Genomic DNA, 18694 nt, shown 5'->3' on the forward strand with positions numbered 1-18694 from the left:
GGGCCGTACGATGCTTCGATGCCCCTCCCGAAAGCAGAACTGCACCTCCACATCGAAGGCACCCTGGAGCCCGAGCTGGCCTTCGAGCTGGCCGCCCGCAACGGTGTGAAGCTTCCGTACGCCGACACCGACGAGCTGCGCGAGGCGTACCGGTTCGAGGATCTCCAGTCCTTCCTCAACCTGTACTACGAGCTGATGGCCGTGCTGCGCACCGAGCAGGACTTCGCCGACCTGGCGGACGCCTACCTCGCCCGTGCCGCCGCGCAGGGGGTGCGGCACGCGGAGATCTTCTTCGACCCGCAGGCCCACCTCGCCCGGGGCGTGTCCATGGACACGGTGGTGGAGGGGCTGTGGCGGGCGCTCGGCCGCTCCGAGGAGAACCACGGGGTCTCCACCAGGCTCATCCTGTGCTTCCTGCGCGACGAGTCCGCCGAGTCCGCCCTCCGGACGCTGCGGGCCGCCGAGCCGTACCTGGACCGGATCACCGGTGTCGGCCTGGACTCCGCCGAGGTGGGGCACCCGCCGGTGAAGTTCCGCGAGGTGTACGAGGCGGCCGCCGCGCTCGGGCTGCGGCGCGTGGCCCACGCCGGCGAGGAGGGGCCGCCGGAGTACGTCACCGAGGCCCTGGACGTCCTCGGTGTGGAGCGCGTCGACCACGGCCTGCGCTGCATGGAGGACCCGGCGCTGGTCGAGCGGCTGGTGCGGGAGCGGATCCCGCTCACCCTGTGCCCGCTGTCCAACGTCCGGCTGCGCGCCGTCGACACGCTGGCCGACCACCCGCTGCCGGCCATGCTGGACGCCGGGCTGCTGTGCACGGTCAACTCCGACGATCCCGCGTACTTCGGCGGGTACGCGGGCGACAACTTCACCGCGGTCCGCGACACCCTGGGGCTGACCGAGGACCGGCTGCGCGAGCTGGCCCGCAACTCCTTCCTCGCCTCCTTCCTGGAGGACGACGAGGAGCGGCGGGCCCGTTACCTCGCCGAGGTGGCGGCGTACGAGTTCGGGGACGCGGTCTCGTAGGCCCCCCGGGCGGGCACGGCGGCCGTCTCCAGCGGGACCTCCACGACCTCGACGACCGGCAGGGGCCGCCGGCCCGCCCGCAGCGCCACCGCGGTCATCGGCACCGAGACCAGCAGCAGGCCGGCCGCCAGTACCTCGCCCATGACCGGGAAGCCGGCCGCCCCCGCCAGCACGCTCCCGGCCAGCGGTCCCGCCGCCGTGCCCAGCGAGGCCGCCGAACCGACGAACACCGCCCAGCGGCCGCGCGGGTCGAGGGAGGCGGCGAGGCCGATGACGTACGACAGCACGACGGGGTAGAGCAGGTTCCAGGAGATCTCGCCGGCGGCGAAGGCCGGCAGATCGGTCGCCGACGCGCTGAGCGCGATGCAGACCGCGATCAGCGCCGTACCCGCGCCGATGGGCACGGCTCGGCCCAGCCGCGGGCCGAGCGCTCCCGCGCCCAGCACCCCGAGCAGCCCGGCGCCGAGCGCGACGGCGAACACCGCGCCCACGGTGACCTCCGTCAGGTGGGCCTGGACGAGGCCGATCGTGCCGCTCACGCCCCACAGGGAGTTCTGGGCGAGGGACCAGCAGGGCATGGCGGCGGCCAGCAGCAGTCCGGGGCGGCGCCGGGGCAGCCGGCCCCGCGCGCGGCCGGCGCGGACCGTCGCCGTGCCGGGGGACAGCCGGCCGGTGAGCGGCCACACGGCGAGCGCGGTCAGGGCGAGCGCGGCGAGCGGGATGCCGTGGCCCGGGCCGAGGCGGGGGATGGCCAGGTAGAGCGCGCCGGCGAGGGCGGAGACGCCGAGCAGGCCGAGGGTGGTGACGCGGTGCGGATCGCGGTGCGCGGCGACGCCGCTCGCGGCGACCGCGGTGATCGTGCCGGACCCGAACCCGCCGACGACCGCGCCCGCCACGACGGCCGGCACGAGTCCGGTGAGGGCGGCGCCGCCGTACCCGAGGACGGCGAGCGCGAGGCCGGCGCGGGCGAGTGTCCGGGGGCCGATCCGGTCGACCCGGGAGGCCAGCAGGAAGCCCGCCGTCGCCGAACTCAGCAGCAGCGCACTGCCGATGGCCCCGGCCTGGGTGGCGGTCAGCGGAAGGCCGCTGTCGAGCCGGCCGACGGTGGTGGGCAGCAGATAGGGGGCGAGATACCCGGCCGTGAAAAGGGCGACGAGGGGCCAGGGCAGGGTGCGACGGGCGGACACGGGCGTTCCCAGGGCAGGCGTGCGCGGCACGGAGGAGAGGGGGGAGGGGCGACGACCGTCGACGGACAGGAACGCGCGAGCAAGTTGTATCAAGCACGTGGTTCCGAGAAGAAGGTCGGCCGGAGTGATCCGGATCACTCATTGGTTTGCGCGTGATCGGTGGGGGTAAGTGCGGTCGCCCTCCGGGCCTCACCGCGCGTCGTTCACCCGCCCTCCCATTGACGGCCGCGCAGGCGTGTATCTAGCCTCTGTTCTCATACATGGACGATATTCATAAGAGGAGATGGTGTGGGTGGGCGGCGACCGGAGTCCGCGGGACGTGGCGCGGCGGCTGCGGGACGGGATGGCGCGGGGCGTGCTCTCCTTCCCCCTCACCGCCTTCCACGACGACGGCGCCCTCGACCCCGACGGCCTGCGCGCACACGTCGCCGACCGGCTCGCCGCCGGGCCCGGGGCCGTCTTCCCGGCCTGCGGCACCGGCGAGTTCTTCTCCCTCGACGAGGACGAGTACCGGACGGTCGTCCGCACCACCGTCGAGGAGGCGGCCGGGCGGCTGCCCGTCGTGGCGGGCACCGGGTACGGCTGGGCGCAGGCCGCCAGGTTCGCGCGGATCGCCGAGGAGGCCGGCGCCGACGCCCTGCTCGTCCTGCCGCACTACCTCGTCGACGCCCCGCAGGACGGCCTCGCCGCCCAGTTGGAGCGGCTCGCCGCCCGCACCCGGCTGCCGCTGATCGCCTATCAGCGCGGCCAGGTCGCCTATACGGTGGGCGCACTGCGCCGCATCGCGGGCATCCCGAACGTCATCGGCCTCAAGGACGGCCACAGTGACCTCGACCGCCTCCAGCGCCTCACCCTGGCCGCCCCCGACGGCTTCCTGTTCTTCAACGGCGCCGCCACCGCCGAGATCCAGGCCCGCGCCTACGCCGCCGTCGGCGTCCCCGCCTACTCCTCCGCCGTGCACGCCTTCGCGCCCGAGATCGCCGGCGCCTTCTTCACCGCGCTCCATGACGGCGACCACGGCGCCGTCGACGGGCTGCTGCGCGACTTCTACGTCCCCTTCGTCGAACTCCGCGACCGCGCGCCCGGATACGCCGTCTCCCTGGTGAAGGCGGCGGCCCGGATGCGCGGGCAGCGCGTCGGGCCCGTGCGCGCCCCGCTCGCCGACCCCGCGCCCGCCGACCTCGCCGATCTCAAGGCCCTGCTCACCGCCGGACTCGATCTCGTAGGAGCCTCCCTGTGACCCGTGACCTGACCATCGCCGAGGTGCGGCTGACGCCGATCCTGGTCGCCGACGCCCCGCTGCTCAACACCCAGGGGGTGCACCAGCCCTACACCCCCCGGCTGATCGTGGAGGTCGTCACCGCCGACGGGGTCACCGGGCTCGGCGAGACCTACGGCGACACCAAGTACCTGGAACTGGCCCGGCCGATCGCCGAGCACCTCACCGGCCGGTCGGTCATGGATGTGAACCACCTCTTCGGGGTCGACCTCGGTGTGGACGAGTCCCGGGTCAGCGGGCAGGTCGACGCGGGCGGGCTGCGCGGGGTGCAGAGCGCCGACAAGCTGCGGCTGTCGGTGCTGTCCGCCTTCGAGGTCGCCTGCCTGGACGCCCAGGGCAGGGCGCTCGGACTGCCCGTGCACGCGCTGCTCGGCGGCCGGGTCCGCGACGCCGTGGAGTACAGCGCCTACCTGTTCTACAAGTGGGCCCGGCACCCGGAGGGCGTCCCGGCCGAACCGGACGAGTGGGGCGCCGCCCTCGACCCCGCCGGAGTCGTCGCCCAGGCAAGGGAGTTGCGGCGGCGCCACGGGTTCGGGTCGTTCAAGCTCAAGGGCGGTGTGTTCCCGCCGGAGGAGGAGATCGCCGCCGTACGCGCCCTCGCCGAGGCCTTCCCCGGACACCCGCTGCGCCTCGACCCCAACGGCGCCTGGTCGGTCGGGACCTCGCTGAAGGTGGCGAAGGAACTCGGTGACGTCCTGGAGTACCTGGAGGACCCGACGCTGGGCACACCGGCGATGGCCGAGGTGTCCGCCGGGACCGGCGTGCCGCTGGCCACCAACATGTGCGTGACCACCTTCGGCGAGATCAAAGAGGCGTTCACCCGGGACGCCGTGCAGGTCGTCCTCTCCGACCACCACTACTGGGGCGGGCTGCGCAACACGCAGCACCTCGCCGCCCTCTGCGCCGCCTTCGGGGTCGGGGTGTCCATGCACTCCAACACCCACCTCGGCATCAGCCTCGCCGCCATGACCCAGGTGGCGTCCACCGTGCCGAACCTCCACCACGCCTGCGACTCCCACTACCCCTGGCAGCCGGAGGACGTCCTCACCGAGCGGATCGCCTTCACCGGCGGCCGGGTCGCGGTGTCCGACGCCCCCGGTCTCGGCGTCGAGCTCGACCGGGACGAACTGGCCCGGCTGCACCGGCGGTGGGCCGAGGACGACGGCTCGCTGCGGGACCGCGACGACGCGGCGGCGATGCGGGCGGCCGAACCGGCGTGGCGGACACCGGTGATGCCCCGCTGGTGAGCGCTGCGCGGTGCGCGCGGTGGTGCACACTGGCCAGACCCGCACCACGAGGGAGCGCACCGTGACCCCGTCGCACTCGATCGCCGGAGAGGAACCGGAACACCTCACGCAGGCAGGGCGCCGGCAGGCCCGGGTCGACCCGCTCGCCGCGCTGCGCGCGCCCGGAGATCCGTCCTGGGACGTCTACCTCACCGGCACGGTCTTCCTCGACATCGTCTTCACCGGCCTGGACTCGGCGCCCGTGCGCGGCACCGAGTCCTGGGCCCGGGGCATGGGCTCCAGTCCCGGCGGGGTCGCCAACATGGCCGCCGCGCTGGCCCGCCTCGGACTGCGCACCTCGCTGGCCGCGGCCTTCGGCGACGACCACTACGGCGAGTACTGCTGGGACGCCCTGGAGCAGGGCGAGGGCATCGACCTCACCCCCTCCCGCACCGTGCCCGGCTGGCACTCGCCGGTGACGGTCTCCATGGCGTACGAGGGCGAGCGGACCATGGTCTCGCACGGGCACGAGCCCCCGCCCGAGGAGACCGCCCCCGACCGCCCGCCCCGCGCTCGGGCGGCCGTGGCCTCCCTGACGCCGGGCACCAGGGCGCCGTGGATCGCCGAGGCCGCCCGCGGGGGCACCCGGATCTTCGCCGACGTCGGCTGGGACGAGACCGGCGCCTGGGACCTCGGGGGCCTCCCCGACCTGGCGCACTGCGAGGCGTTCCTGCCGAACGCGGAGGAGGCCAAGCGGTACACCGGGGCCGACTGCCCGCGGGCCGCCGCGCACGCGCTGAGCGCGTACGTGCCGGTCGCCGTGGTCACCCTCGGGTCCGAGGGGGCGTACGCGGTGGACCGGCGCACCGGGGAGGCCGCGGAGGTGCCCGCGATCGCCGTGGAGGCACTGGATCCGACGGGGGCCGGGGACGTCTTCGTCGCCGGGTTCGTGACCGGGACGCTGGCGGGCTGGCCGCTCGCCGACCGGCTGGCCTTCGCCGGGCTCACGGCCGCCCTGTCGGTGCAGGAGTTCGGGGGGTCGCTGTCGGCGCCGGGATGGTCGGAGATCGGGGCGTGGTGGCGGCGGGTGCAGTCACTGCCGGGGCAGGAGCCGATGGCCCTGCGCCGGTACGCGTTCCTGGACGGACTGGTGCCCAGGGAGCTGGACCGGCCCTGGCCGCTGCGGCGGGCGGTGCCGACGATCGGTTTCCGGCGTTCGGGCTGAGCACCGCCCGGACGCCGTCCCCGGAAAAGTCCTACGGGCGTGTCATCCCCCCGTCGTACCCTGGAACCGCGAGGCCGCCCTCAGCCGTGCGGCCGTGACGAGGAGGAAGCGCAGGCCTTCAGCGCCGGCCCATGACACAGACACCCACAGCTCACACCCCCGCGCAGGAGCAGGCGAGAGCGCAGTTGACCGTCCCCGCGCAGCACCCCATGGTGACCGTGCTGGGATCCGGCGACTCCCTCCTGCGCGTGATCGAGAGGGCCTTCCCGGCGGCCGACATCCACGTCCGGGGCAATGAGATCAGCGCGGTCGGCGATCCCGGCGACGTCGCCCTGATCTCACGCGTGTTCGACGAGATGATGCTGGTGCTCCGCACCGGGCAGCCGATGACGGAGGACGCAGTGGAACGCTCGATCGCCATGCTCAAGGCGAGCGACAACGGGACGAGCGACGGCCCGGAGACCCCGGCAGAGGTGCTGACGCAGAACATCCTGTCCTCGCGCGGCCGGACCATCCGCCCCAAGACCCTCAACCAGAAGCGGTACGTCGACGCGATCGACAAGCACACGATCGTCTTCGGCATCGGCCCGGCGGGTACCGGCAAGACCTACCTGGCGATGGCCAAGGCCGTGCAGGCCCTGCAGTCCAAGCAGGTCAACCGGATCATCCTCACCCGCCCCGCCGTGGAGGCCGGTGAGCGGCTCGGCTTCCTGCCCGGCACGCTCTACGAGAAGATCGACCCCTACCTGCGGCCGCTGTACGACGCGCTGCACGACATGCTCGACCCCGACTCGATCCCCCGTCTGATGGCGGCCGGGACGATCGAGGTCGCGCCGCTCGCGTACATGCGCGGACGCACCCTCAACGACGCCTTCATCATCCTGGACGAGGCCCAGAACACGAGCCCCGAGCAGATGAAGATGTTCCTCACCCGCCTGGGCTTCGACTCGAAGATAGTCATCACCGGTGACGTGACGCAGGTCGACCTGCCGAACGGCACGAAGAGCGGTCTGCGGCAGGTGCAGGAGATCCTGGAGGGCGTCGAGGACGTCCACTTCTCCCGGCTGTCGTCCCACGATGTCGTACGGCACAAGCTGGTGGGCCGTATCGTCGACGCGTACGAGCAGTACGACAGCGCGCACGGCACCGAGAACGGCACCCACAAGGGCGGCCGGGGCAGGTCCGGGCACAAGGGGAAGTAGAGACACGGCACCACCATGTCGATCGACGTCAACAACGAGTCCGGCACCGAGGTAGACGAGCAGGCGATCCTCGACATCGCCCGCTACGCGCTCGCGCGGATGCGCATCCACCCGCTCTCCGAGCTCTCGGTGATCGTCGTGGACGCCGACGCCATGGAGCAGCTCCACATCCAGTGGATGGACCTGCCCGGGCCCACCGATGTCATGTCCTTCCCGATGGACGAGCTGCGTCCGCCGGGCAAGGACGACGAGGAGCCGCCGCAGGGGCTGCTCGGCGACATCGTGCTGTGCCCGGAGGTCGCCGCCAAGCAGGGCACCGAGGCGGCCACCCAGCACTCCATGGACGAGGAGTTGCAACTGCTCACCGTCCACGGCGTGCTGCACCTGCTCGGGTACGACCACGAGGAGCCCGACGAGAAGGCCGAGATGTTCGGCCTGCAGGCCGCCATCGTCGACGGCTGGCGGGGCGAGCGCGGCATGACCGGGCCGTCCCCGGCGCCGACCGTCTCGTAAGCGTCGATGAGTCCGCAGATCGTGGTCGGCGCGATCGCGCTGGTCGTCGTCGCCTGGCTCGCCGCCTGCGCGGAGGCGGGCCTGGCGAGGGTCTCCAGCTTCCGCGCCGAGGAGGCCGTGAAGTCGGGCCGGCGCGGCAGCGCCAAGCTGGCCCAGATCGCCGCCGACCCCACCCGCTACCTCAACCTGGCCCTGCTGGTCCGCGTCGCCTGCGAGATGGCGGCCGCGGCCCTGGTGACGTACGCCTGCCTGGAGGAGTTCCCGGCCACCTGGCAGGCCCTGCTCGTCGCCATCGGCGTCATGGTCCTGGTGTCGTACGTCGCCGTCGGCGTCTCCCCGCGCACCATCGGCCGCCAGCACCCGCTGAACACCGCGACCGCGGCCGCCTACGTGCTGCTGCCGCTGGCCCGTGTGATGGGGCCGATCCCCTCGCTGCTCATCCTCATCGGCAACGCCCTCACCCCCGGCAAGGGCTTCAGGCGCGGTCCGTTCGCCTCCGAGGCGGAGCTGCGCGCGCTGGTCGACCTCGCCGAGAAGGAGTCGCTGATCGAGGACGAGGAGCGCCGCATGGTGCACTCGGTCTTCGAGCTGGGCGACACGCTGGTGCGCGAGGTCATGGTGCCGAGGACCGACCTGGTCGTCATCGAGCGCTTCAAGACCATCCGCCAGGCCCTCACCCTCGCCCTGCGCTCGGGGTTCTCCCGGATCCCGGTCACCGGCGAGAGCGAGGACGACATCGTCGGGATCGTGTACCTAAAGGACCTGGTCCGCAAGACGCACATCAGCCGGGAGGCGGAGAGCGAACTGGTCTCGACGGCCATGCGGCCCGCCGTCTTCGTGCCCGACACCAAGAACGCCGGCGACCTGCTGCGCGAGATGCAGAAGGAACGCAACCACGTCGCCGTCGTCATCGACGAGTACGGCGGCACCGCCGGGATCGTCACCATCGAGGACATCCTGGAGGAGATCGTCGGCGAGATCACCGACGAGTACGACCGGGAACTGCCGCCCGTGGAGGACCTGGGCGACGACCGCTTCCGGGTCACCGCCCGGCTGGACATCACCGACCTCGGCGAGCTGTACGGCCTGGAGGAGTACGACGACGAGGACGTGGAGACCGTCGGCGGACTGCTCGCCAAGGCCCTCGGCAGGGTGCCCATCGCCGGTGCCTCGGCGGAGGTCGAACTGCCCGACGAGCGCAGGCTGAGGCTCACCGCGGAGGCGGCCGCCGGACGCCGCAACAAGATCGTCACGGTCCTGGTGGAGCCGACCTCCGGGCCCGCGCGGGAGGGGGAACCCGAGTGACCCCCAAGGAGCTGCGCGCCCTGTGCCTGTCCTTCGACGCGGTGGTGGAGGACTTCCCGTTCAACCCGGAGACCTCCGTCTTCAAGGTGCTGGGCAAGATGTTCGCCCTGACGAACCTGGACGCGCGGCCGCTGACGGTCAACCTCAAGTGCGACCCGGAGGACGCCATCCGGCTCCGCACCGAGCACGAGGGCCTGATCGTGCCCGGCTGGCACATGAACAAGCGCCACTGGAACACCGTCACGGCGGACGCGGGCCTGCCCGACCGCCTGCTCCGCGAACTGGTCGAGGACTCGTACGACCTCGTCGTCGCCGGCCTGCCGAGGGCCGAGCGGCTCCGCCTCGACCGGCCCTGAGGTCCCGGGCGAACGCCGCGCGCGGCCGTGCGGTGGGCACGGCCGCGCGCGGCGGGATCGGTCAGACACCGGACCGGCGGCGCAGCCCCAGGCCGACGAGGGCGGCGGCGGCCAGCACGATCGCCGCGTCCAGGGCCAGGACCGTGTGCACGCCCGACAGCAGGTCGCCGGAGGTGGTGGCGAGCACGCCCAGCAGCGGGATGCCGACCGTGATGCCGACCTGCTGGGTGGAGGTCACCAGGCCGGTGGCCAGGCCCTGTTCCTCGTCCGGCACACCGGAGGTCACGGTCAGGCCGTACGAGATGATCGCGCCCAGGTGGCACATACTGGCCAGGGACACGGCGGCCGTGGCGAGCCACACCGACCAGCCGTGGGCGTCGAGCGGCAGCAGGGCCCCGATCAGCGCGCCCTGGCCGGCCAGCGAGCCGACGAGGGTGCGGCGGGCGCCGAAGCGGCCGATGACCTTCGGGGCCACCGTGCCGGCGACGGCCGACAGCACGCCCTGGACGCCGAAGACCAGACCCGTCTCGAAGGCCGACAGACGCAGCACCTCCTGCAGGTACAGGGTCAGCACGAAGATCACCGTCGACATCATCGAGAAGGTGACGAGACCGCCCACGTTGCCCCACGCCACCGTGCGGCGGCGCAGCATGGGCAGGGAGACGAGGGGCGCCGCCGAGCGGGACTCCACGACGGTGAACGCGGTCAGCAGCAGGAGCCCCGCGGCCAGCGCCGCGATGACGTCGGCGCGTCCGAAGCCGTGGTCGGCGGCCGTGGACAGGGCGTAGATCAGCGACAGCAGACCGGCGGTGACGGTGACCGCGCCGGGCACGTCCAGGCGCGGCCGCTCGGGGGTGCGGGACTCGGGCAGCAGGCCCGGCGCCAGGGGCAGCACGATCAGCGCGAACACCGAGAGCAGGGCCATGGTGGAGCGCCAGCCGAGCGCGTCCGTCAGCACACCGCCCGCGACCATGCCGACGGTGAAGCCCAGCGACAGCAGCGTGCCGGAGATGCCGAGGGCGCGGTCGCGGGCCGGGCCCTCCGGGAAGGTCGTCGTCAGCAGGGACATGCCGGTCGGCACGATCGCCGCCGCGCCGAGCCCCTGCAGGGCCCGACCGGCCAGGAACGACGCCGGGTCCCAGGCCAGCGTCGCCAGCAGCGAGGCCGCGCCGAACAGGGCCAGGCCGGCCAGGAACAGCCGGCGGCGGCCGTAGAGGTCGCCGATCCGCCCGAAGAGGAGCAGGAAGCCGCCGGACGGGAGCGCGAACGCGGTGACGGCCCACTGCAGGGCGGACCGGCTCATGCCGAGGTCGTCGCCCAGTGCGGGCAGGGCCACGTTCAGCACGGAGAAGTCCAGCGCGACCATGAACTGGGCCGCGCACAGCACGAACAGGACGAGCTTGTCACGCGTCGACAGCCGGGGCGTGTCGAGCGGAGCGCCCGTGGGGGTGGGTGTCTGGGTGGTGGTGTCGATCGCCATGGCAAGAGCTTGCGGCGGCCGGAATACCGGTGGGGAGTCGGAACTTATGGTGGTGGTGGCACCACCAGACACGACGGGGGAGGAGCGGCCACGTGCGCGGTGCGGAGGCGGCGAGGAGCGGGCGGCGCAGTGAACTGCGCGAGTTCCTGATGAGCAGGCGGGCCCGGGTGAGCCCGGAGGAGGCCGGACTGCCGGTCGGCGGGGCCCGGCGCCGTACGCCGGGGCTGCGCCGGGAGGAGGTCGCCGTGCTCGCCGGGGTGGGCGCCTCCTGGTACCAGTGGCTGGAGCAGGGCCGGGAGATCTCCGTCTCCCCGCAGGTCCTGGACGCCGTCGCCCGGGTGCTGCGGCTCAGCGACGCCGAGCGACGGCACCTGTACCTGCTGGCGGGGATGAACCCGCCCGCGCCCCAAGTGGCGCCCGAGAAGCGGGACATGTGCGAGGGGCTGCGCCGGCTGATCGACACCTGGATGCCGTACCCGGCGCACATCATGGACCTGTACTACAACTGCGTGATGTACAACGACGCGGCCGCGCTGGTGCTCGGGATGCGCCCGGGCAGCACGCAGAACTGCCTCGTCGACTTCTTCACCGACCCGCTGTACCGCTCGCGCAGCAACAGCTGGGAGGAGAACGCGCGGACGGTCGTGGCGCAGTTCCGGGCCGCGTGTGCCGCACGCCCGGAGGACGAGGGCTTCCAGTCCGTGCTCGCGGAGGTGAGCGAGGTCAGCGCGGAGTTCCGGGAGCTGTGGGCGGAGCGGGACATCGAGGACCAGGGGCAGATCCGCAAGGAGCTGGACCATCCGCTGGCCGGACTGCTGGTGGTGGAGTCGACGGTGATGAAGGTGCCGGCCCGTCCCGATCTGGTGATCGTGCTGCACACCCCGCTGGAGGAGGCGAACACCGCGGCCAAGCTGGAGTGGCTGGCCTCCCCGGAGGGGCGCCGCGGTGCCATGTACCCCGTGGCCGGGTGAGCGCGGCACGGCTTCGTATGCTCGGGGCATGACCGAGAGCAACGCGCTTGACCCCGAGGACCGCAAGATCGTCACCCTGGCCCGTTCCGCGCGGGCCCGCAACTCAGTGCCCGAGGGCGCGGCCGTACGGGACGAGACCGGGCGCACGTACGTCGCCGGTTCGGTGGACCTCGCCTCGCTGAAGCTGAGCGCGCTGCGGACCGCCGTGGCCATGGCGGTGGCGTCGGGGGCCGCGTCCCTGGAGGCGGCGGCGGTGGTGAGCGGGGCCGAGTCGCTGCCCGCCGAGGACCTGGCCGCCGTGGCCGACCTCGGCGGCCCCGGGACACCGGTGCTGCTGGCCGGGCCCGACGGGACGGTGCGGCTCACCGTCACCGCGGGCGCCCCGGAGTAGTCCGGATTTCATCCTTGCCGCCGCCCGCCCCGCGCGCATCAATGGATCCGTAAGTTCCGACGATCCGTCAGATCCGCACCGCCGGCCCGTGCGTCCGCATCCGCCCGCCCGGCCTGCCGTTCGTCGGCGCACCTTCCGACCATCCCCACATGGCATCCCCACAGGGAAGGGAAGCGGATCCCCATGAGAGGCAAGCGCACGGCAACGGGTGCGGCACTGGTCGCGGGGGCCCTCGCGGTCACCGGACTCGCCTTCGCACCGACCGCGGCCGCCGTCACTCCCCAGTCGGCGACCATCACCGCGAGCTGCGGCATCTTCGGGGGCGGTGCGGCCACGCTCACCGCCACCCAGAGCGGCACCTCGGCCACCGTCACCATCGCGTCCTCCGCGATCACCGTGCCGATCGCGGTGGCGCAGGACTCGGTGTCGTCCACCGCCACCTTCGTGAAGGCCGGCGGCGGCACCACCGTCTTCAGCGGCAAGCGCAACCCGGCCATGGCGGCCGGTTCCACCGTCACCGTCGGCCCGCTCAGCGCAACCGTGGCCCCCGGGGACAGCCTGGAGTCGTACGGCGGCTCGCTGAAGATGACCGTCTTCGGCATCACCATCACCTGCACGGCCAACGCCCCGCAGTCGCCCGGCCCGTTCGTCTTCGACTGACGGAACCGAGCGATCTGTTCCGGTTGGAACCGGAACCCCCACGGATGCCGCAGAATCTGATGCTCCGTCAGGTTTCTGCGGCATCTCCATTGACTTCTCACGGCGGCTCCACATCAATGCCCCCTGTCGGCGCAGACCAGCCGCTGCGCCAGCAACCCTCAGGAGGGGGCCCATGGGTCCGAAACCCCGAAGAACCCGACGGTGGCGCTGGGCGTCACTGCTCGGGGCGACCGCCCTCGCGGTCACCGCGGGCGGCGCGCTGGCCTGTCCGGCCGGTGCCGCCGGCACGAACGTGGACTTCGCCACGCACTGCATCCCGCCCGCCGTCGCGGGCCTGCCGCCCATCGACGGCACCACGACCGCCGCCGTCTCGGTGGACAACACCAGCCCGAAGGTCGGCGACACCGTCACCGTGACCTACACCGTGGTCACGGCCGCCGCGAGCAACCCCACCGACCTGGCCCTGCCGGCCGACATCATGACCCCGACCGGCAAGGTCACCCTCGGCGGCGCCCAGACCGGTGACGTCACCGTCGCCGGACCCAAGAAGAACCCGCCGGTGCCGGGCAAGGCGGCCTTCCCGTCCTTCTCCATGACCGGCACGTTCACCGTCACCAAGGCCGGGCAGATCACCCTCTCGCCCGGCGACTACAACATCCACACCAGCTACATCCTGGAGCTGGACACCCCCTGCAGCGTCACCAGCCCGCCCGCACCGGCCTCGGAGACGATCACGGCGACCGACGGCACACCGGCCAACACCCGGGCCATCACGCTGGGTTCGGCCTCCGGTGACCCGGGCGCGAGCGTCACGGTGAGCGGCAGCCACTTCACGCCGGGCGCCACCGTCACCCTGGCCGGACGGTCCGGGACCACCCAGACCGCCGACACCGCGACGGCCACCGCCGACTCCTCGGGCGCCTTCAGCGGTTCCCTCGTCGTCAACGACAAGTCGACGACCGGGATCGTGGCCTACGAGGGCGGCACCTGGAGCGCGGACAAGGGCGCGGGCCCCGCGGCCTACGTCGTCAACGACAACACGCCCGTCCCGCCCGGCAGCCAGAAGCTCACCACCACCGTCAAGGCGGGCACCCTGTCCATGTCCCAGGCCGGGGACGCCGTCGCACTGTCGGCGGTCGACTTCGGCACGGGCGGGGCCTCGACCGGCTCCCTGCAGACGGTGACCGTCAAGGACTTCCGCGGCGGCCCCGCGGGCTGGTCCCTGACCGGCAAGGTCACCGACTTCACCGGGCCCGGCGCCAAGATCGACGGCGGCAGGCTGAGCTGGACCCCGTCCTGCGCGGCCAAGGCGGGCAGCCCCAGCACCTGCAAGGCCGGTTCCACGGGAGCCGTGGGCACCTCGGGAGCGACCCTCGCGCAGACCGCCGACGGCACGCTCACCGGCGGCGAGTTCACCGTCGACGCCGGGCTCTCCCTGGACGTACCGGCGTTCACGCCTCCGGGCGCGTACTCCGGCGTCCTGACGCTCACCCTCACCTGACACCGGGGGCCGGGCGCCCCCGTCGTACGACAGGGTCCGCACCCGCCCGACCACCGCCTACCGAGCCCATGGGGGGTCCGCACCCATGCGCAAGCCGCACGTCCTCCTCCTGACCTTGATCTGCCTGCTCCTCGGGATCACCGCCGGGCCCGCGCAGGCCGCCGACAACGGCAGCTGGTCCGTCTACCCGGTCGCCTCGAAGATCGCCGCGCGCCCCTACTTCTACCTCTCCGCCGACCCCGGCCAGACCCTCACCGACACGGTCGCCGTGCAGAACAAGACCGGCACCGCGCTCACCTTCCGGCTCTACGCGGCCGACGCCTACAACACCGCCAGGGACGGCGGGTTCGCCGTACGCGGCGCCGGGGAGCGGATGCACGGGGTGGGCGCCTGGGCGCGCCTCGCCCGGTCCCGGATCACCGTGCCGGGCCACCGGACCGTCACCGTGCCGTTCACCCTCGCCGTCCCGCGGGGAGCCGGGCCCGGCGACCACCCGGGCGCGATCGTCGCGCTCGACGAACGGATCGACCCCGGCAGCGGCAGACTCGCGCTCGGCGTGCAGCGCGCCGTCGGCGCCCGCGTCTACCTCCGGGTCGGCGGCCCCGCCCTGCCCGCCCTCTCCGTCGAGCAGGTGCACATCGGCCACCACCAGCCCCTGCTGCCCGGCCTCGGCGACAGCACCGCGACCATCTCCTACACCCTGCGCAACACCGGCAACGTCACCCTGGACCCCAGGGTGCGGCTGAGGGCGCGCGGGCTGTTCGGGCGCACCCTGCTCGACCGGGCGCTGACCCGGGTCCCCTCCGAGCTGCTGCCGGGACAGCGGGTACGGCTCACCGAGACCTGGCGCGGCGCGCCCCAGCTCGACCGGGCCGACGTCACCCTCACGGCGAGCGCGCCGGGCACCCGCCAGTCGGCGAGCGCCTCCTGGTTCGCGCTGCCCTGGCTGCTCGTCGCGCTCGTGTTCGCCGCGGGAGCGGTGAGCGGGGCGCTGCTGGTCAGAGCGCGTCGGGGCCGCGCTCGCCGGTCCGCACGCGCACGACCGTCTCCACCGGGACGGACCACACCTTCCCGTCCCCGATCTTCCCCGTCTGCGCGGCCCTGACGATCGTGTCGATCACCTCGTCGGCGACCGCGTCCTCCACCACGACCTCGATGCGCACCTTCGGCACCAGGTCGACCCGGTACTCGGCCCCCCGGTACACCTCGGTGTGACCGCGCTGCCGGCCGTAGCCGCTCGCCTCGGTCACGGTGAGACCGTGCACGCCCAGTTCCTGCAGGGCGGTCTTGACCTCGTCCAGACGGTACGGCTTGACGATCGCGGTGATGAGCTTCATGCCTGGGTCTTGGCCTTCTGAGCGGAGGGGAGGAGCGACGGGCTGACCGGGGCGCCGTGGCCCAGGACGCCGTGATCGTATGCCGACTCCGCGTGCACCGTAAGGTCCAGTCCGGTGAGCTCCTGCTCCTCGCTGGCGCGCAGGCCCATCGTCCTGTCGAGCAGCTTGCCGAGGCCGAACGTCACCCCGAAGGCGTACAGCGCCACGACCACCACGGCGAGCAGCTGCCTGCCGAGCGGGGCGAGCCCCCCGCCGTAGAACAGGCCCTGCGTGCCACCGGTCATCGCCTTCTCGGCGAACAGGCCGATCAGCAGGGTGCCGATGACCCCACCGACCAGGTGGACGCCGACGACGTCGAGGGAGTCGTCGTAGTTCAGCCGGAACTTCCAGCTCACCGCGTAGGAGCAGACGGCACCGGCGGCGAGGCCGACGACGAGGGCGCCGAGCAGGGAGACCGTGCCGCAGGAGGGCGTGATCGCGACCAGACCGGCCACCGCGCCGGAGGCGGCGCCCAGGGTGGTGGGGTGCCCGTCCCGCTTCTGCTCCACGAAGAGCCAGCCCAGCAGGCCGGTGCAGCCCGCGGCGAGGGTGTTGAGGAAGGCGGCCGCGGCCAGGCCGTTCGCGCCGAGCGCGGAGCCCGCGTTGAAGCCGAACCAGCCGAACCAGAGCAGACCGGCGCCGAGCACGACCATCGGCAGGTTGTGCGGCCGCATCGCGTCCTTGCGGAAGCCCAGCCGGGGCCCGAGGACCAGGCACAGGGCGAGGCCCGAGGCGCCGGAGGTGATCTCTACGGGCAGACCGCCCGCGAAGTCGAGCGCGCCGAGCCGGTCCAGGATCCAGCCGCCGGGGCCCCACACCCAGTGGGCGACCGGAACGTATACGAGGAGGGTCCACAGCGGTACGAAGACCAGCCAGGCCGAGAACTTCGTCCGGTCGGCCACGGCACCGCTGACCAGCGCGGCCGTGACGATCGCGAAGGTCAGCTGGAAGGTGGCGAACAGCAGGGTGGGCACCGTGCCGTGCACGCTGCCGGGGCCGAGGCCGCTCATGCCGGCCTGTCGCAGCCCGCCGATCAGCCCCCCGCCGGTGTCGTCCCCGAAGGCGAGCGAGTAGCCGGCCGCCAGCCAGACCACCGTGACGAGGGCGATCGACACGAAGCTCATCATCAGCATGTTGAGGACGCTCTTCGTGCGGACCATGCCGCCGTAGAACAGGGCGAGGCCCGGAGTCATCAGCAGGACGAGGGCGGTCGCGGCGAGCAGCCAGGCGGTGTCGCCGGTGTTCACGTGCGCGGCGGCGAGGGTCACGGGCGTCTCCAACGGTGTGGGGGCTCGTCAGAGGGTCACCGGTGCGCGTTTCCGGTCGCGTACGGGTGTGTTTCCGTGACGTTTCATTGCCTGAGGGTTACCGGAACCTCACCGTGCGGCGGGGGCTCATGGATCAGGGACAATGAACGGCATGAGCGTTCGCACCCAGTCATCCGAGCAGCCGGCCGAGACCGCCCACCGCGCCGGCTTCGCCTGCTTCGTGGGCCGCCCCAACGCGGGCAAGTCCACCCTCACGAACGCTCTGGTCGGGAAGAAGGTGGCGATCACCGCGAACCAGCCGCAGACGACGCGGCACACGGTACGCGGCATCGTGCACCGGCCCGACGCCCAGCTGATCCTGGTGGACACCCCCGGCCTCCACAAGCCGCGCACCCTGCTCGGCGAGCGCCTGAACGACGTCGTGCGCACGACGTGGGCCGAGGTCGACGTGATCGGCTTCTGTCTGCCGGCGAACGAGAAGATCGGCCCCGGTGACCGCTTCATCGCCAAGGAGCTGGCGGGGATCCGGAAGACCCCCAAGGTCGCCATCGTCACCAAGACCGACCTGGTCGACTCCAAGACCCTCGCCGAGCAGCTGATCGCCATCGACCAGCTCGGCAAGGAGCTGGGCTTCGAATGGGCGGAGATCGTCCCGGTGTCCGCGGTGGGCGACAAGCAGGTGGGCCTGCTGGCCGACCTGCTCGTCCCGCTGCTGCCGGAGGGCCCGGCGCTCTACCCCGAGGGCGACCTGACGGACGAGCCCGAGCAGGTCATGATCGCGGAACTGATCCGCGAGGCCGCCCTGGAGGGCGTCCGGGACGAACTGCCGCACTCCATCGCGGTGGTCGTCGAGGAGATGCTCCCGCGCGAGGACCGTCCCGCGGACCGCCCCCTCCTGGACATCCACGCCAACGTCTACATCGAGCGCCCCAGCCAGAAGGGCATCATCATCGGCCCCAAGGGCAAGCGCCTGAAGGAGGTCGGCATCAAGTCCCGCAAGCACATCGAGGCGCTGCTGGGCACGCCGGTCTTCCTCGACCTGCACGTGAAGGTGGCCAAGGACTGGCAGCGCGACCCCAAGCAGCTGCGCCGGCTGGGCTTCTGACCCACCCGCAGTGCCGCGCCCGGTCCGGCGGGGGCCCGCGGGGTCAGTCCCGCGGGGCCGTGGGACTCCGTGCCCGGGCGGGCCGTGTGGATGACGAGGAGCTGATGGTGCTGGTGGCTCAGCAGGACCTCGCAGTCGAGTTCCAGGAGGCCCACGACCGGGTGCCGGAAGCGCTTGGGTCGAGGCGCGCCGCAGCGCCACCTCGTGGACGGCCCACAGGCGGGCGAACTCCTCGCTGCCGGTGCGCAGTCCGGTCACCAGGGCCGCGGGTTCAGGGTCGTCGGGGCGGGCCGCCGCCACCGCGCGCAGGTTGGCGACGTGGTCGCGGGCGAGGTCCGGGACGTCCTCCGGCGGGAACAGGTCCCGGGCGGCGGGTTCCAGGAAGAAGCGGCGGATCAGGTTGCGCTCCCGCGGCGGCCGGGCGAAACAGTCCCCGGACAGGGCCCGCGACAGGGCGTTCTGCGCCAGCACCTCGCCGCAGTCCGTGACCACCTGCGCCGGGGTGTCGTGCAGCCGGTCAAGGACCAGCAGCAGGTCGCCCGCGACGCCGGGGCGCTGTGACCCTCGGCGCGCCGGGTGCCCGGACCACTCTGCGCGCCGGGCGTCCCGGCCCGCTCGGCGCCGCG

18 protein-coding genes and 1 pseudogene are annotated in these 18694 nt (G+C 72.8%); 14 read left to right on the forward strand and 5 right to left on the reverse strand.

Annotated features, from left to right (window positions below):
- Positions 1 to 18 precede the first annotated feature (18 nt).
- On the forward strand, positions 19 to 1023 hold the full coding sequence (locus ACZ7FF_RS01005; protein WP_470808381.1) for an adenosine deaminase: 1005 nt from the start codon (positions 19 to 21) through the stop codon (positions 1021 to 1023).
- On the opposite strand, the gene ACZ7FF_RS01010 is transcribed toward ACZ7FF_RS01005, so the two are convergent.
- Positions 975 to 2210: an MFS transporter gene (locus tag ACZ7FF_RS01010; RefSeq protein ID WP_470808383.1), complete on the reverse strand. Its 1236-nt coding sequence runs from the start codon at positions 2208 to 2210 to the stop codon at positions 975 to 977. The two genes, ACZ7FF_RS01005 and ACZ7FF_RS01010, sit on opposite strands and share 49 nt — an antisense overlap.
- A 343-nt stretch (positions 2211 to 2553) precedes the next feature.
- Here ACZ7FF_RS01010 and ACZ7FF_RS01015 point away from each other — a divergent pair, with 343 nt between their 5' ends.
- From ACZ7FF_RS01015 to ACZ7FF_RS01045, 7 genes are all read left to right on the forward strand, one after another.
- Complete coding sequence (locus tag ACZ7FF_RS01015; protein ID WP_470809555.1) at positions 2554 to 3450, forward strand: 5-dehydro-4-deoxyglucarate dehydratase; 897 nt, start codon at positions 2554 to 2556, stop codon at positions 3448 to 3450.
- Entirely contained in the window at positions 3447 to 4736 is a 1290-nt protein-coding gene (locus tag ACZ7FF_RS01020; protein WP_470808384.1) for a glucarate dehydratase family protein, read from the forward strand. The genes ACZ7FF_RS01015 and ACZ7FF_RS01020 overlap by 4 nt, the downstream gene beginning before the upstream one ends.
- Before the next feature lie 61 nt (positions 4737 to 4797).
- On the forward strand, positions 4798 to 5940 hold the full coding sequence (locus ACZ7FF_RS01025) for a carbohydrate kinase family protein (RefSeq protein ID WP_470808386.1): 1143 nt from the start codon (positions 4798 to 4800) through the stop codon (positions 5938 to 5940).
- A gap of 131 nt (positions 5941 to 6071) precedes the next feature.
- On the forward strand, positions 6072 to 7142 hold the full coding sequence (locus tag ACZ7FF_RS01030; RefSeq protein WP_470808388.1) for a PhoH family protein: 1071 nt from the start codon (positions 6072 to 6074) through the stop codon (positions 7140 to 7142).
- Between the two features lie 15 nt (positions 7143 to 7157).
- A complete protein-coding gene (gene ybeY / locus ACZ7FF_RS01035) occupies positions 7158 to 7655 on the forward strand; it encodes an rRNA maturation RNase YbeY (protein WP_470808390.1) in 498 nt (165 codons plus the stop codon).
- 6 nt (positions 7656 to 7661) lie between these two features.
- Entirely contained in the window at positions 7662 to 8960 is a 1299-nt protein-coding gene (locus ACZ7FF_RS01040) for a hemolysin family protein (protein ID WP_470808392.1), read from the forward strand.
- Positions 8957 to 9316, forward strand: coding sequence for an MmcQ/YjbR family DNA-binding protein (locus tag ACZ7FF_RS01045; RefSeq protein ID WP_470808394.1), 360 nt, complete (start codon positions 8957 to 8959; stop codon positions 9314 to 9316). The genes ACZ7FF_RS01040 and ACZ7FF_RS01045 overlap by 4 nt, the downstream gene beginning before the upstream one ends.
- Positions 9317 to 9377: 61 nt before the next feature.
- Here ACZ7FF_RS01045 and ACZ7FF_RS01050 read toward each other — a convergent pair whose 3' ends face one another.
- On the reverse strand, positions 9378 to 10796 hold the full coding sequence (locus ACZ7FF_RS01050; RefSeq protein WP_470808396.1) for an MFS transporter: 1419 nt from the start codon (positions 10794 to 10796) through the stop codon (positions 9378 to 9380).
- A 149-nt stretch (positions 10797 to 10945) separates the two neighbouring features.
- Here ACZ7FF_RS01050 and ACZ7FF_RS01055 point away from each other — a divergent pair, with 149 nt between their 5' ends.
- From ACZ7FF_RS01055 to ACZ7FF_RS01075, 5 genes are all read left to right on the forward strand, one after another.
- Entirely contained in the window at positions 10946 to 11767 is an 822-nt protein-coding gene (locus ACZ7FF_RS01055; RefSeq protein WP_470809556.1) for a helix-turn-helix transcriptional regulator, read from the forward strand.
- Between the two features lie 28 nt (positions 11768 to 11795).
- The gene (locus tag ACZ7FF_RS01060) at positions 11796 to 12158 is read left to right on the forward strand and encodes a cytidine deaminase (protein ID WP_470808398.1); all 363 of its coding nucleotides are present in this window, start codon (positions 11796 to 11798) and stop codon (positions 12156 to 12158) included.
- A gap of 183 nt (positions 12159 to 12341) precedes the next feature.
- Complete coding sequence (locus ACZ7FF_RS01065) at positions 12342 to 12818, forward strand: hypothetical protein (protein WP_470808400.1); 477 nt, start codon at positions 12342 to 12344, stop codon at positions 12816 to 12818.
- 172 nt (positions 12819 to 12990) lie between these two features.
- Complete coding sequence (locus ACZ7FF_RS01070; protein WP_470808402.1) at positions 12991 to 14319, forward strand: WxL domain-containing protein; 1329 nt, start codon at positions 12991 to 12993, stop codon at positions 14317 to 14319.
- An 85-nt stretch (positions 14320 to 14404) separates the two neighbouring features.
- On the forward strand, positions 14405 to 15424 hold the full coding sequence (locus ACZ7FF_RS01075; RefSeq protein ID WP_470808404.1) for a DUF916 domain-containing protein: 1020 nt from the start codon (positions 14405 to 14407) through the stop codon (positions 15422 to 15424).
- Here the strand turns inward: ACZ7FF_RS01075 and ACZ7FF_RS01080 are convergent.
- Both ACZ7FF_RS01080 and ACZ7FF_RS01085 read right to left on the reverse strand, forming a co-directional pair.
- A complete protein-coding gene (locus ACZ7FF_RS01080; protein ID WP_470808406.1) occupies positions 15318 to 15656 on the reverse strand; it encodes a P-II family nitrogen regulator in 339 nt (112 codons plus the stop codon). The genes ACZ7FF_RS01075 and ACZ7FF_RS01080 overlap by 107 nt on opposite strands.
- Entirely contained in the window at positions 15653 to 16963 is a 1311-nt protein-coding gene (locus ACZ7FF_RS01085) for an ammonium transporter (protein ID WP_470808408.1), read from the reverse strand. The genes ACZ7FF_RS01080 and ACZ7FF_RS01085 overlap by 4 nt, the downstream gene beginning before the upstream one ends.
- Positions 16964 to 17114: 151 nt before the next feature.
- Between ACZ7FF_RS01085 and era the strand changes: the two genes are divergently transcribed.
- A complete protein-coding gene (gene era / locus ACZ7FF_RS01090; protein ID WP_470808409.1) occupies positions 17115 to 18068 on the forward strand; it encodes a GTPase Era in 954 nt (317 codons plus the stop codon).
- A gap of 59 nt (positions 18069 to 18127) precedes the next feature.
- Here the strand turns inward: era and ACZ7FF_RS01095 are convergent.
- Positions 18128 to 18608 (reverse strand): annotated as a pseudogene (locus ACZ7FF_RS01095) (MmyB family transcriptional regulator); the annotation flags it as partial.
- Positions 18609 to 18694: the final 86 nt, after the last annotated feature.

This window comes from Streptomyces sp. NPDC037126 (assembly GCF_055605965.1).

Bases quoted from the DNA above. Each gene is read 5' to 3' on its own strand.
- ACZ7FF_RS01005 (WP_470808381.1), top strand. From the start codon at position 19: ATGCCCCTCCCGAAAGCAGAACTGCACCTCCACATCGAAGGCACCCTG.
- ACZ7FF_RS01015 (WP_470809555.1), top strand. From the start codon at position 2,554: ATGGCGCGGGGCGTGCTCTCCTTCCCCCTCACCGCCTTCCACGACGAC.
- ACZ7FF_RS01030 (WP_470808388.1), top strand. From the start codon at position 6,072: ATGACACAGACACCCACAGCTCACACCCCCGCGCAGGAGCAGGCGAGA.
- ybeY (WP_470808390.1), top strand. From the start codon at position 7,158: ATGTCGATCGACGTCAACAACGAGTCCGGCACCGAGGTAGACGAGCAG.
- ACZ7FF_RS01040 (WP_470808392.1), top strand. From the start codon at position 7,662: ATGAGTCCGCAGATCGTGGTCGGCGCGATCGCGCTGGTCGTCGTCGCC.
- ACZ7FF_RS01050 (WP_470808396.1), bottom strand. From the start codon at position 10,796: ATGGCGATCGACACCACCACCCAGACACCCACCCCCACGGGCGCTCCG.
- ACZ7FF_RS01055 (WP_470809556.1), top strand. From the start codon at position 10,946: ATGAGCAGGCGGGCCCGGGTGAGCCCGGAGGAGGCCGGACTGCCGGTC.
- ACZ7FF_RS01060 (WP_470808398.1), top strand. From the start codon at position 11,796: ATGACCGAGAGCAACGCGCTTGACCCCGAGGACCGCAAGATCGTCACC.
- ACZ7FF_RS01065 (WP_470808400.1), top strand. From the start codon at position 12,342: ATGAGAGGCAAGCGCACGGCAACGGGTGCGGCACTGGTCGCGGGGGCC.
- ACZ7FF_RS01070 (WP_470808402.1), top strand. From the start codon at position 12,991: ATGGGTCCGAAACCCCGAAGAACCCGACGGTGGCGCTGGGCGTCACTG.
- ACZ7FF_RS01075 (WP_470808404.1), top strand. From the start codon at position 14,405: ATGCGCAAGCCGCACGTCCTCCTCCTGACCTTGATCTGCCTGCTCCTC.
- ACZ7FF_RS01080 (WP_470808406.1), bottom strand. From the start codon at position 15,656: ATGAAGCTCATCACCGCGATCGTCAAGCCGTACCGTCTGGACGAGGTC.
- era (WP_470808409.1), top strand. From the start codon at position 17,115: ATGAGCGTTCGCACCCAGTCATCCGAGCAGCCGGCCGAGACCGCCCAC.